The sequence below is a fragment of the Acinetobacter sp. YH12045 genome (assembly GCF_013419925.1).
GTDB classification, from domain to species: domain Bacteria; phylum Pseudomonadota; class Gammaproteobacteria; order Pseudomonadales; family Moraxellaceae; genus Acinetobacter; species Acinetobacter amyesii.
In genome coordinates, this window is the sequence record NZ_VOZE01000005.1 from 138,252 (window position 1) to 151,518 (window position 13,267).

Sequence of the window (13,267 nt, forward strand, 5' to 3'; positions counted from 1 at the left end):
ATGGCAGCGCGGCAGTCTCAATGGCAAAAAGTTCATCACTACACATGGTTGGTGGGTGGAGCTGTGTGTCTGTTCGCTGCATTGGTTTTTTGGGCGATTACAGATACCAAAGAATTGGTTGAAGTTGAAAAACAAGCGGAAACCGAAGTCGATTTACAAATTCAGCCAGAGAAAGTGGCAGCAATGTCCCATCTTGGTGCATTAAATGACGAAGTGCGTCCGCTTGATATGACGACACGCGTAGTTGCTACAGCTCAACATGAACCAGAATTCCGCGGCACTAAATTTATCAATGATTCTGCCAAGCTTTATGGTATTGAATTATTTAGGGTTTCTGAAGAAGATATTTTAAAAAGCTTTTTACGCAAGCAGCCTGAGCGTCAAAAATTTATTTATCTACGTCTTTCTGGTGAAGACCATCCTGAGCAATACGTCATTTTAACAGGACCATATTCGTCTCAAAATGATGCGAAAACTGCAATGTCGAGCCTCAATATTGCTTTGCCTGCATCAATTAAACCTAAGGTTGTGGAATTGAAACAATATCAAGCATATGTGAATGACTTAGGCGCGGAAGAAATGTCGTCGAGTCAAAAGTTATATGCTGTTAAATTAAAGTCTGTGCCTTTACCGAAAATTGATGAAGCTCAAATCGCAGCACGAAAAGCAGCGGCTGCAGCGACGGTAACAACTCCAGCTAATGCAACAACAAGTACTACGGTGACTCGCCGTGATGCTGAAGGGAATGTGATTGATGTGCAAAAATCACAAAGTAGTGTAGATGCACCACGTCCAAAACCTACACCGGTAGAGCAAGAAGTAACCGATCCATTCAATTAGTTCTAAAATAGCGCAAGATGTCTTAGGAAAAGTCTAAACTGCACAGAAAAAGTGCATAAAATTATAAAAGAACAATTTAAATTATTTGTTATAACTAAAAAATGTTTGTAATCAGCCATCTTAGGAGAAAATGCATCAAGTTGGCATGTAAATTGCTTAATTGGTGCGTAAATTGAACTTTTCTCCCTGTTTTGGCGCGAAAATGATTCGATAAAAGTGCGAAGTCATTAATCCAGTCGTTATCCCTGATCTGAACTGCAAAAGCAGAAAATTTGACTTTTATTCATGCATCTAAGATGAATTCGGTTTATCTTAAGGGTGTGAATAAGAAATAATTTTGCTCGACAGAACAATTCATGTGAGTAAGTTAAGACGAATCGCAACAAGAAAATAGTTTGTTAAGTGCTCGAAAGAGCTGTAAAGAAAAGAAGGGTACGCTATGCACATGCCATCGCCTAATACTGTAGCTCCCGCTCAAGGTTTATACCAACCGGATGAGTTTAAAGATAACTGTGGTTTCGGTTTAATCGCCCATATGCAGGGTGATGCAAGCCATGATCTCGTCAAAACCGCAATGCATAGTTTAAGTTGTATGACCCACCGTGGTGGTATTGCCGCAGATGGTAAAACCGGTGACGGCTGTGGTCTACTCCTTGCTATGCCAAAAGAATTTTTCCGTGAAGAAGCGAAAAAACTCAGTGACATTACATTGAGTGAAATCTTTGCTGTGGGTACGGTATTTCTAAACCTAGACCCTGCATTAGCCGCACATGCAAAACAAATTTTAACCAAAGAAATCGAAGACGAAGGTTGTAAAGTCATCGCTTGGCGTGTTGTGCCAACCAATAACGATGCATTGGGTTCAATCGCGATGCAGTCATTGCCTGCATTTGAACAAATTATCGTGAATTGCCCAATGGGTGTTTCAGAGGTTGAATTCAACCGTAAGTTGGTGATGGCACGTCGTCGTGCAGAACAACAGCTGACTGCTGACCCATACTTCTATGTAACCACTTTATGCTCAACTGTGATCAGCTATAAAGGTTTGATGATGCCAGCAGCCATTGCTGATTTCTATACCGATCTTGCTGATGAGCGTTTAAAGTCACACATTGTTGTGTTCCATCAGCGTTTCTCAACTAATACCTTGCCTCGTTGGCCATTGGCTCAGCCGTTCCGTTACTTAGCACACAATGGTGAGATCAATACCATTACCGCCAACCGTAACTGGGCGATGGCACGTACACCAAAATTTGAAAACCCATTGCTGCCGGGTTTAACTGAGCTGAATCCAATCGTAAACCGTACAGGCTCGGACTCTTCAAGTTTAGACAATATGCTGGAAATCCTTGTTGGTGGCGGTATGGACTTGTTCCGTGCGCTACGTATGTTGGTTCCACCAGCGTGGCAAAACGTTGAAACTTTAGATGCGGACTTACGTGCATTCTACGAATTCAACTCGAAACATATGGAAGCATGGGATGGTCCAGCAGGTCTAGTAATTCAAGATGGTCGTCATGCGATTTGTATGCTTGACCGTAATGGTTTACGTCCAGCACGTTGGGTAATTACCAAAAATGGTTACATCACCTTGGCGTCAGAAATTGGTGTTTGGGGTTATGAACCAGAAGACGTTGTGTCTAAAGGCCGTGTCGGTCCGGGTCAAATTTTGGTGATTGATACCTTTACCGGCAAAATGCTCGATACTCAAGATGTGAGTAATCACCTCAAACGTATGCGTCCGTACCGTCAGTGGTTACGTGAAAACTCAGTACGTGTACAAGGCAGTCCAGAGCTGGAAGAATATTTATGTGATCAAGGCTTAAAAGGTGATGACCTGAAAGCTTCACAAAAAATGTTCATGGTGACATTTGAAGAACGTGACCAATTGCTTCGTCCAATCGCTGAAAGTGGTCAGGAAGCCGTGGGCTCAATGGGTGATGATACGCCAATGGCAGTATTGTCTCGTCAGGTGCGCCATGTGTCTGACTACTTCCGTCAGCAGTTCGCTCAGGTTACGAATCCGCCAATCGATCCATTACGTGAATCGATCGTAATGTCGTTAGAGACATGCCTCGGCCGTGAACAAAATGTATTTGAACAAGGTCCAGAGCATGCAGATCGTCTGATCATTTCAAGCCCAGTACTATCAAATTCGAAAATGCATCAAATCCGTACCCTTGGTCGTAAAGGTTACGAGATTGCAGATATCGACCTGAACTATGCAGAAGATGAAGGCTTAGAAGCTGCTATCGCGCGTATTTGTGAAGAATCTGCACAAGCGATTCGCGATGGAAAAACATTACTTGTATTGTCTGATAAGAAAATCCGTCAAGGTTTTTTACCTGCAAATGCATTGATGGCAACTGGTGCGGTTCACCACTATTTAATCAATGTGGGTCTGCGTACAGATGCCAACATCATTGTCGAAACTGGTTTGGCGCGTGATGCGCATCAGTTTGCGGTGATTCTTGGTTTCGGTGCGACTGCGATTTATCCGTACCTAGCTTATGACGTGATCAATGACTTGATCGCGAAAGGCGAGTTGTTGGGTGACCCAATCCATGCGCAAGCGAACTTCCGTAAAGGCATTGAGAAAGGCTTATTAAAAGTCCTTTCTAAGATGGGTATTTCTACTGTTGCCTCTTACCGTGGCGGTCAGTTGTTTGAAGCGGTCGGCCTCTCTGATGAAGTGGTTGCAAAATGCTTTACTGGCGTACCGAGCCGTATTAAAGGCGCAACATTCTCTGATCTAGAAAATGACTTGAAAAAATTGGCAGATTTGGCGTGGAAATCACGTAAGCCAATCGATCAAGGCGGTATGCTGAAATTTGTATTCGGTAAGGAATATCACGCATTTAACCCAGATGTGATCAATGCGCTGCATAAATCTGTGCGTTCTGGTAATTATGCGGACTTTAAAGAATACGCAGAGCTAGTGAATAACCGTCCAATCGCGACGATTCGTGACTTATTCAAACTTAAAACTGATAATTCAATTGCGCTTGATCAAGTTGAATCCGTAGAAGAAATTCTGCCGCGTTTTGACTCGGCTGGGATGTCTTTAGGTGCATTATCACCTGAAGCGCACGAAGCTATTGCAATCGCTATGAATACCATTGGTGGTCGTTCAAACTCTGGTGAGGGCGGTGAAGACCCTGCGCGTTACGGTACCATTCGTAACTCGAAAATCAAACAAATTGCATCTGGCCGTTTTGGTGTGACCCCTGCATATCTAACTTCTGCAGAAGTCCTTCAAATTAAAGTGGCACAAGGTGCAAAACCAGGTGAAGGTGGTCAGTTGCCGGGCGGTAAAGTGAATGGCTTAATTGCACGTTTACGTTACTCAGTACCGGGTGTGACATTAATTTCTCCGCCACCGCATCACGACATCTACTCAATCGAAGATTTATCACAGTTAATTTTCGATTTAAAACAGGTTAACCCACAGGCGATGGTGTCAGTTAAGCTGGTTTCTGAGCCAGGTGTTGGTACGATTGCGGCAGGTGTAGCGAAAGCTTACGCAGACTTCATTACCATTTCTGGTTATGACGGTGGTACAGCGGCTTCTCCACTTTCTTCAATTCACCATGCAGGTTCTCCATGGGAGCTTGGTCTATCTGAGGCGCATCAGGCGCTTCGTGTGAATGACCTGCGTGGTAAAGTCCGTGTACAAACTGATGGCGGCTTGAAAACGGGTCTAGATGTTGTGAAAGCTGCGATTCTAGGAGCTGAAAGTTTTGGTTTCGGTTCTACACCGATGATCGCATTGGGTTGTAAATACCTACGTATTTGCCATTTAAACAACTGTGCGACCGGTGTTGCAACACAACAAGATCATTTACGTCAGGAACACTATATCGGTGAGCCTGAAATGCTGATCAACTTCTTCCACTTTATTGCGGAAGAAACACGTGAATGGTTAGCAGCGCTAGGCGTTGCAAGTCTGAAAGATTTGATTGGCCGTACAGATTTACTGGAAATGCTTCCAGGTGAAACTGAAAAACATGCACACCTTGATTTGAGCGCATTACTCCAATCGCATCCTGCGGCTGAAGGCAAAGCACAGTACTGTGAAGTACAAGGTAATGCACCATTCGATAAAGGTTTATTGGCTGAGAAAATGGTAGCTGAAATGCTGCCAGCGATTGAAGCAGGCACAGGCGGTGAATATGGTTTTACTATTGGTAACTGTGACCGTTCAATTGGCGCGCGTATTTCGGGTGAGATTGCAAAACGTTATGGCAACCTCAGCATGGAAGCGCATCCTGTTAGAGTTAAATTAACAGGGACTGCAGGTCAGTCATTGGGTGTTTGGAACGCAGGTGGGTTACATATCAGCCTAGAAGGCGATGCGAATGACTACGTGGGTAAAGGTATGGCTGGTGGTCGTATCTCGATCTTCCCGCCTAAAGGTTCACCGTTCCAAACGCAAAATACTGCGATTATTGGTAACACCTGTTTGTATGGTGCAACAGGCGGTAAATTGTTTGCTGCAGGTACAGCAGGTGAGCGTTTTGCTGTACGTAACTCAGGTGCGTTTGCCGTGATTGAAGGTGCAGGCGACCACTGCTGTGAATACATGACGGGTGGTATCGTGACTGTATTGGGTAAAGTGGGTCATAACTTTGGTGCGGGTATGACAGGCGGTTTCGCTTATGTGCTCGACCTCGACAATGACTTTGTTGACCATTACAACCACGAACTGATTGAATTGAACCGTATCTCTACAGAATCGATGGAAGAACACAAAGAGTTCTTGTGCCGTATCTTAGATGAACATATTAAAGAAACAGGTAGTGCTTGGGCGTATAAGATCCGCAACGAGTTTGACTTCTATAGCCGCAAATTCTGGCTTGTGAAACCAAAAGCTGCTAATTTGCAGACTTTGTTGAAAACAACTCAAGCTGATCCACAATAATTCCACTACTGCAGATTTGATAGGCAGGTGTAAGTCCAAACATGCTTACACCTACCCACGGAGAGAGACATGGCAGAGCGCCTAAATAATGACTTTCAGTTCCTGGATGTAGCACGCCAAGATCCAGAGAAAAAAGATCTAGTTGTCCGCAAAGCAGAATTTGTGGAAATCTATAAACCGTTTACAGCTGAAGTTGCAAAAAACCAAACGCACCGCTGCTTAGGTTGCGGTAACCCGTATTGTGAATGGAAATGTCCTGTACATAACTACATTCCAAACTGGTTAAAATTGATTGCAGAAGGTCGCATTTTCCAAGCGGCAGAATTGTGTCATCAAACCAACACCTTGCCTGAAGTTTGTGGTCGTGTGTGCCCGCAAGACCGTTTATGTGAAGGCGCGTGTACGCTAAATGACGGCTTTGGTGCAGTCACCATTGGTAATGCTGAAAAATACATTAACGATACGGCATTTGCATTGGGCTGGCGTCCAGATATGTCACACGTTAAGTGGACAGACAAGAAAGTTGCGATTATTGGTGCAGGTCCTGCTGGCCTTGGCTGTGCTGATATTCTTGTACGTAATGGTGTGAAGCCAGTTGTATTCGACAAACGCCCTGAAATTGGTGGTTTGCTGACATTTGGTATTCCAGAATTCAAAATGGAAAAAGATGTGATGAAACGTCGCCGTGAGATTTTCTCGGGCATGGGTGTTGAATTCCGTCTAAATACTGAAATTGGTACAGATGTGACCATTGATCAGCTATTGGCTGATTACGACGCTGTATTCATGGGTATGGGAACCTATACTTACATGAAGGGCGGTTTCGCGGGTGAAGACCTTGTTGGTGTTCATGATGCACTTGATTTCTTGATTGCCAATGTCAACCGTACGCAAGGTTGGGAAAAAGATCCATCTGAATACATCAGCATGGAAGGCAAAAAAGTGATCGTGCTCGGTGGTGGTGATACCGCGATGGACTGTAACCGTACCTCGATCCGTCAAGGTGCCGAGTCCGTTGTCTGTGCCTACCGTCGTGATGAAGAAAACATGCCGGGTTCACGTCGTGAAGTGAAAAATGCACGTGAAGAAGGTGTGGATTTCCAATTTAATCGCCAGCCAATTGAAATTGTGGGTGAAAATGGCAAAGTGACGGGTGTTAAAGTTGTGACTACACAGCTTGGCGCACCTGATAGTCGCGGTCGTCGTAGCCCTGAACCAGTTCCGGGTTCAGAAGAAATTTTACCAGCAGATGCAGTATTGCTAGCCTTTGGTTTCCGTACCAGCCCCGCAGATTGGTTTACTACATCAAACATTAGTATGGATGGTTCAGGTCGCGTCATTGCTGCTGAACAGCAAGAATTTAAATTTCAAACATCGAATCCGAAAATTTTTGCCGGCGGTGATATGGTCCGGGGATCTGACCTTGTGGTAACCGCAATCTGGGAAGGTCGCCAAGCTGCAGAAGGTATTCTTGATTACTTAGATGTTTAAGTCATGACATGCCAGTGATTGCATTGGATTTATTCAAAAAAACTCGCTTCGGCGGGTTTTTTATTTTTTGGAATTTACCTCAAATGACACGTGAATAGATTTTGCAGATAAATACGCTGAAAAGTTGTCAGACAGCGCTTTAGAATGGTGAATTATGCAAATGTGCTAGCACATTTTGCCATGTGTGAAAGAGCTTAGGAATTACATACTGCGATCATGATCTAAATCTTAGGAAGCGACCATGACGCAAGTGACGACACAAAAAACATATCTAAATCGTCCTAAAGCCATTGGCATTACGGTACGTCGAGCACAATTCAATCCTAAAGCGATTCGCCGGCATTATTTTGCCAACTCACCGGTGATGTCGCATTTGTTGACGGCATTGTCATCGACCTTTCCCATTGGTGAGCAATTCTTTGTGCATAGCGTGCGCAATGTACGCGATAAAGTCAGTGATGAAAAATTACAAGCTGAGATCGCAGCATTCATTGGGCAAGAAGCGATGCATTCCAAAGCCCATGCTGAATTTAACGATGCTTGGCGCAGTGAAACCTATAATTTAGATCGTTTCCAAGCATGGCTGGCACGTAAAGACAGCTATGTAAAAAACTTACATCCAAAGATTCAACTTGCAATCACCTGCGCATTTGAACATTTTACCGCGTTGCTCGGTGGCTATATTTTAAGACATCCTGAAGTGCTCAGTACTTTAGATGATGATGCTGTGAAACTTTGGGTTTGGCATGCGATTGAAGAGATTGAGCATCGCGCAGTGGCATTCGATGTATATCAACATGTCTATGGTGATGACAAAATACGTCGCATGATTATGCGCAGTGTGACAACAGGTTTTGCTAGTCTCACGTTTTATTCTGCAACTAAGCTATTTATGCAGGATAAGAAAAAAAGTTTGCCAAAGCTGGGCGGAAATATTTTCGGGGCGTATTTATTGGCAAAAATGTTTATTCAACTAGCGCCTGAATATTTGTCATATTACAAAGCAGAATTCCATCCGAGCGAAATTGATTACAGTCAGATCGTGAAATATTGGAAAGAACGCCTTGCTGATGAATATCAAATGGAAAGTTTTCAGACTGAAATTACACCGCAACTGTATAGTTAATCTAACATGATAAAAAAAGCCCGAATAATGGGCTTTTTTCATGCTGAATATTTTAGGAGTAGATCAGTTTAATCACAAAGAAAATACATAATTCATTCGAAAAATAAGGTTAGAATGAATTTATTTAAACAATTACAAATAAATACTTGAGGTTAAGGGTTATGAATTCAATGAAAAAAAGCATGCTCGCAATCGCATTAGTCAGTACGTTGACCCTGAGTGGTTGTGGCTATAACACATTACAAGTCAAAGACGAGGCCGTTACAGCAGCATGGTCTGAGGTGCAAAACCAATATCAACGCCGTGCAGACTTGGTGCCGAATTTAGTGAATGTCGTAAAAGGCTATGCAAAACATGAAGAGCAAGTGTTGACGGAAGTAACACAGGCACGTGCCAATGTAGCAGGTCTAAAAGTGGATAAAGAAGTTTTAGAAGATCCAGCATTGTTCCAAAAATACCAAGAAGCTCAGGCGCAAATGACTAGTGCATTGTCGCGTTTGATTGCTGTATCTGAGAATTATCCAGACTTAAAAGCCAATGAGCAATTCCGTGATTTACAGGTACAGCTTGAAGGCACTGAAAACCGAATTGCTGTCGCACGTAATCGCTACATTACTACGGTACAAGACTTTAACGGCTATGCACGCCAGTTCCCGCAAGTGATGACGGCTAAAGTCATTGGCATGGATACTAAACCTAACTTTAGCGCAGAGCAAAGTGCACAAACTGCACCAAAAGTTGATTTTAATTAATTGGCATCACTGCATTGTGAGGTGGGCTGATGGTGGATTTTGAGCTAAAACATACAGGTTTGTTGTGGCTGCAGCGCATGGTTTTAGCATGCTTATTGTGTGTGGTGGGTTTCACACATGCAGAAACTGCCACCGCTACAGATGTAGATGCTGAAACAGTTGTTGTCGGTAAAATATTAAAAGATCAGCAGTCAGCTACACAAAAAGAAACAACAGCACAGCCTGAAATCAAAATTCAGCAGCCGAATATCGCCAATGATATGGCAGATGGCGAGTCGATTCGTGGCTTGCCGACGCTCAATGAACCTGTTGTTGATCAGGCAAACTTACTTTCCGCTGCTGAAAAACAAGCCATTAGCCAGAAAATTCTACAGTTACACGAACAAGGCAAGGCACAAATTGGCGTCGTGATTGTGCCAACCACAGGTCAAGAAGATATTTTTGATTACGCCATGCGTGTTGCAGAAAAATGGCAACTCGGTTCAGCAAAACGTGACAATGGGATATTGATGGCGATTGCTGTGAATGATCACAGAATTCAAATCCTGACGGGTTATGGGCTGGAAGGAATCATGCCCGATATCATCGTTAGTCGCATTATTCGAAATCAAATCACGCCGTATTTTAAGCAAGCTCAGTATGCTCAAGGCATTGATGCTGGCTTAACGGAAATAACCCAAATTTTAAATCAAGACCCTGAAGTTGCCGCTCAAGCAGCCCAAGAGTTAAAAGAACGTCAGGAACAAGCCTTACACGAGCAACAAGCCAAAGAGAAAACGTTTACAACGGTTCTCATCATTTTGGTGATTGGTATTTTTGCATCCTTTATTGTGGGTAAGCGCTTAAGTGCGTCAACTGCTGCTGTTGCAGGTACTGTTGCGGGTTTGGTCAATGGTGCAGGTCTACTCACTAGTCTGTTGATGGGTGGAGCAATTTTCTTTCTACTCAGCACTGCTATTGCTCAAACCATTTTTCAAATGTTCCTTGCTGGTGGTGGGGGCAGTGGAGGCCGTAGTGGAGGTGGTGGAGGCTATAGCGGAGGCGGTGGTGGTTTTGGCGGTGGGGGAGCATCAGGTTCATGGTAACGAAAACAGAAACAACAGAAATTGTCACCTGTCCTAAAACACAGGAAATACAGCAACCAAGTTTTAAACGCTGGTTGAAGCACTTCTTTTATATGCCTGCAGCAAACCGGTTTTTTAATAAGCAAGATCAGCAGGCCATTGCGCAAGCGGTGACAGAAGCTGAGCATGGCCATGTGGGCGAAATACAGGTGGTGATCGAAGGGCATATTCCTTCTAATCAAGCCTACTATCAAAATACCCGTGCACGTGCTGAACAGCTCTTTTCTGAACTGGGTGTGTGGGATACAGAATTTAATAGTGGTGTTTTGCTTTATTTAAACTTATGTGAACGTCAGGTGGAAATTGTGATTGATCGCGGGATGAGGCAGGCAACCGATGCCCAAGTGTGGCAGGATATTTGTGCGCGAATTATCCAAAGCATGCAAAATAAACAATACCGAATAGCTTTGACGGTTGGTGTAAAAGAGATTGGTGAAGTGATGGATCACTTTTATGCAGGGAAGTCTGTAGATAAAGCTAATGAAATCGAAAATGAGCCCATTATTTTGCGCTAAAAAACGGTGATAAAGTGACACAAATCGTCACTTTTAAACACAAAAAGAGACGTAATGATTACAAAAAATAAAAATATTTTTTTAAAGTGCTGTTTTTTCTGTCATTTTCACTATAATAAATCTTGGCACGCTCTGTGCTATTTATAAAACAAGCTACATAGCTTTATTAAATAATTAAATTAAAAAACATTTGTGGAGAATGTTATGAAATCAGTTCAAAAGGGTTTTACTCTTATCGAATTAATGATCGTTGTTGCAATTATCGGTATTCTTGCTGCAATTGCGATTCCGCAATACCAAAACTATATCGCTAAATCTCAAGTTAGCCGAGTGATGTCTGAATTAGGTGGTATAAAAACGGCTGTTGAAAATTGTATTTTAGAAGGTAAAGATACTGCCTGCGAGTTAGGAGCAACTGCCTCTAATTTATTAGGCGCTGCGGTAACTAGTGCGCCTACAGGCATTGCAGTAGATATTGATCTCACTGCTAGTACAGCTAGTATTGTTGGTACATTTAAAGCTGGTGACGGTAAAAGTGCTGCATCTATTCTTAACGGTAGCAAAGTTCAATGGGCTCGAACTGAGAATGGTGCGTGGGGTTGTTCTACAGATGTGGCTGAGAAATTCCGTCCAGCAGGTTGTGCAACTGAGCTAGGTGATGATACTCCAGAGCAGGACGAAACAGAAGAATAGTAGATACTTGATAAAAGAAACCCGAACCCGGGTTTCTTTTGTTTTTAGGTACTTATTTATGTTTTTAAAAAAATTAAAAAAAATAGAATACATTATTATTTTATTAATATTCGTAATTGTTTTTTTATTTAGTTACTTGATTTTTATTGATAAAACACCATTATATAAAATATCATATATATTTGAGAGAGAATTAACTAAAAAGAGTATTGACTGTTCGAAAGATGTACCTCAATGGATGAAAAATACAATTAATTATATATTGGTTAATCAGGGTAGTTTATCTAATCAGTTGGTATATATCGATAATAATGATAAAATTCATATATGCAATAGTGGATGGAAAGGTGGTGTATTTCGCTCAGATCGTATTTCTGAAAATACTAGATTTCGTTATGCAAGTTTAACTAAACTTGTTACTAGTGATGCAGTATTACAGTTAGTAAATCAAGATAAAATTCAATTAAATACTCCTTTGCTTAATTTTTTTCCTGAATTAAAAAAAGAAAATATTAAAGATTTGCGTATACAGCTAATCACTATTGAGAATTTACTGGAACATCGTTCAGGTTTTGATCGTATGCGTAGTGAGGATATCGTATTTTCATTGAAAAAAAAACCATGGTGTCCTTATAATTTAAAAGAGCTTAAAAACTTAAAATTAGATTTTGACCCTAATCGGCGTTATGCATATGATAATCGTAACTTTTGTTTATTGGGTGCTGTACTAGAGCGTAAAGGAAAGCAAAGTTATAGAAAATATATTCAAGAACATTATTTACTCAATGAAAAAAATATTAAATTTGCAGATGGATATTATTATCCAGATGAGGTTAAGTATGATTTTAGAAATAATAATTTCTGGATGGAATCTGATGATAATAAGTTTGACTTTCAAGCATTATCTTCATCTGCTGGTTTATCAGGAAGTGCAAAGCAGCTAGCAATTTTAATAAGAAAAATGTTGGATTCAAAACCTTATAATATTTTATCTATTAGTGATAAATCTTTAAGTAGTTGTAATTTAAATGAATTTAAATCATGTAATGGTTATGCCATGTGGCAATATCGCCAAAGCCTAAATCAGCCTGTGATGTACTTTAGAAATGGTGGATTACCTGCTGTAACCTCTTTAGCTATAGTAACCTCAAAGAATGAAGTTGTTGTTTGGATTGGTAATAGTGCTACTTTATATGATAAAAATCTTTTGGAAAAATATTTTTATAAAATATTAAATTCTGACTAAAATAGTTATTAACTGACTTTTTTGCTGTAGTGGTTAGTTTTTTAATCTTAAGTTTTTGATATTAATTAATAAAATTATGGCACATTTTTTGCTTGGAAGAAGGATTCTGTTTTTTGAGTCATAAAATGTCAAAAGGTTTTACGCTTATTGAGCTAATGATTGTAGTCGCAATCATTGGTGTGCTTGCCGCTGTTGCTATTCCTATGTATCAAAACTATGTTGCAAAATCCCAAATTACATCTGCTATTGCTGAGTTGAACGGTGCAAAGCCTCAATATGAACTTATTATAAATAATAGCTCTGCTTCCGGGGACTCTGGCTTTAATGTTCCCAATATGTTTTTTTCAGGCATCCAATCCAATATTTGTATATATGCGGTAAATCAGCCTAACAATACAGGTGGCGCAGATCAAGCTTTGGTGTGTGAATTAGAAAATGTCGCATCAGTTTTACAGGGAGAATTTGTATATCTCAATCGTAATGCTCAGGGAGCTTGGGGGTGTAGTACTTCGAATGGTATTGATGCAAAGTATAAACCCATTGACTGTGTTTGAAATTT

The 13,267-nt window shown here is 41.4% G+C and carries 10 protein-coding genes; all 10 read left to right on the forward strand.

Annotated features, from left to right (window positions below; translation table 11 throughout):
• Positions 1-840: a hypothetical protein gene (locus FTU02_RS08680; RefSeq protein WP_180156743.1), complete on the forward strand. Its 840-nt coding sequence runs from the start codon at positions 1-3 to the stop codon at positions 838-840.
• Positions 841-1,285: 445 nt separating this feature from the next.
• Entirely contained in the window at positions 1,286-5,761 is a 4,476-nt protein-coding gene (gene gltB / locus FTU02_RS08685; protein ID WP_180156866.1) for a glutamate synthase large subunit, read from the forward strand.
• A 69-nt stretch (positions 5,762-5,830) separates the two neighbouring features.
• The gene (locus FTU02_RS08690; RefSeq protein WP_078189374.1) at positions 5,831-7,252 is read left to right on the forward strand and encodes an FAD-dependent oxidoreductase; all 1,422 of its coding nucleotides are present in this window, start codon (positions 5,831-5,833) and stop codon (positions 7,250-7,252) included.
• Between the two features lie 241 nt (positions 7,253-7,493).
• On the forward strand, positions 7,494-8,378 hold the full coding sequence (locus tag FTU02_RS08695; RefSeq protein ID WP_180156746.1) for a metal-dependent hydrolase: 885 nt from the start codon (positions 7,494-7,496) through the stop codon (positions 8,376-8,378).
• A 161-nt stretch (positions 8,379-8,539) separates the two neighbouring features.
• Positions 8,540-9,130, forward strand: a complete 591-nt coding sequence (locus FTU02_RS08700) for a LemA family protein (protein WP_078189372.1) — start codon at positions 8,540-8,542, stop codon at positions 9,128-9,130.
• 29 nt (positions 9,131-9,159) lie between these two features.
• The gene (locus tag FTU02_RS08705) at positions 9,160-10,215 is read left to right on the forward strand and encodes a YgcG family protein (protein ID WP_180156748.1); all 1,056 of its coding nucleotides are present in this window, start codon (positions 9,160-9,162) and stop codon (positions 10,213-10,215) included.
• The gene (locus FTU02_RS08710; protein ID WP_180156750.1) at positions 10,209-10,769 is read left to right on the forward strand and encodes a TPM domain-containing protein; all 561 of its coding nucleotides are present in this window, start codon (positions 10,209-10,211) and stop codon (positions 10,767-10,769) included. The genes FTU02_RS08705 and FTU02_RS08710 overlap by 7 nt, the downstream gene beginning before the upstream one ends.
• 204 nt (positions 10,770-10,973) lie before the next feature.
• Positions 10,974-11,462, forward strand: a complete 489-nt coding sequence (locus tag FTU02_RS08715) for a pilin (protein ID WP_180156751.1) — start codon at positions 10,974-10,976, stop codon at positions 11,460-11,462.
• 58 nt (positions 11,463-11,520) lie between these two features.
• Entirely contained in the window at positions 11,521-12,708 is a 1,188-nt protein-coding gene (locus tag FTU02_RS08720; protein ID WP_180156753.1) for a serine hydrolase, read from the forward strand.
• Between the two features lie 125 nt (positions 12,709-12,833).
• The gene (locus FTU02_RS08725; protein ID WP_180156755.1) at positions 12,834-13,262 is read left to right on the forward strand and encodes a pilin; all 429 of its coding nucleotides are present in this window, start codon (positions 12,834-12,836) and stop codon (positions 13,260-13,262) included.
• Positions 13,263-13,267: the final 5 nt, after the last annotated feature.

Bases quoted from the DNA above. Each gene is read 5' to 3' on its own strand.
- FTU02_RS08720 (WP_180156753.1), top strand. From the start codon at position 11,521: ATGTTTTTAAAAAAATTAAAAAAAATAGAATACATTATTATTTTATTA.
- gltB (WP_180156866.1), top strand. From the start codon at position 1,286: ATGCCATCGCCTAATACTGTAGCTCCCGCTCAAGGTTTATACCAACCG.
- FTU02_RS08715 (WP_180156751.1), top strand. From the start codon at position 10,974: ATGAAATCAGTTCAAAAGGGTTTTACTCTTATCGAATTAATGATCGTT.
- FTU02_RS08700 (WP_078189372.1), top strand. From the start codon at position 8,540: ATGAATTCAATGAAAAAAAGCATGCTCGCAATCGCATTAGTCAGTACG.
- FTU02_RS08710 (WP_180156750.1), top strand. From the start codon at position 10,209: ATGGTAACGAAAACAGAAACAACAGAAATTGTCACCTGTCCTAAAACA.
- FTU02_RS08695 (WP_180156746.1), top strand. From the start codon at position 7,494: ATGACGCAAGTGACGACACAAAAAACATATCTAAATCGTCCTAAAGCC.
- FTU02_RS08705 (WP_180156748.1), top strand. From the start codon at position 9,160: ATGGTGGATTTTGAGCTAAAACATACAGGTTTGTTGTGGCTGCAGCGC.
- FTU02_RS08690 (WP_078189374.1), top strand. From the start codon at position 5,831: ATGGCAGAGCGCCTAAATAATGACTTTCAGTTCCTGGATGTAGCACGC.
- FTU02_RS08680 (WP_180156743.1), top strand. From the start codon at position 1: ATGGCAGCGCGGCAGTCTCAATGGCAAAAAGTTCATCACTACACATGG.
- FTU02_RS08725 (WP_180156755.1), top strand. From the start codon at position 12,834: ATGTCAAAAGGTTTTACGCTTATTGAGCTAATGATTGTAGTCGCAATC.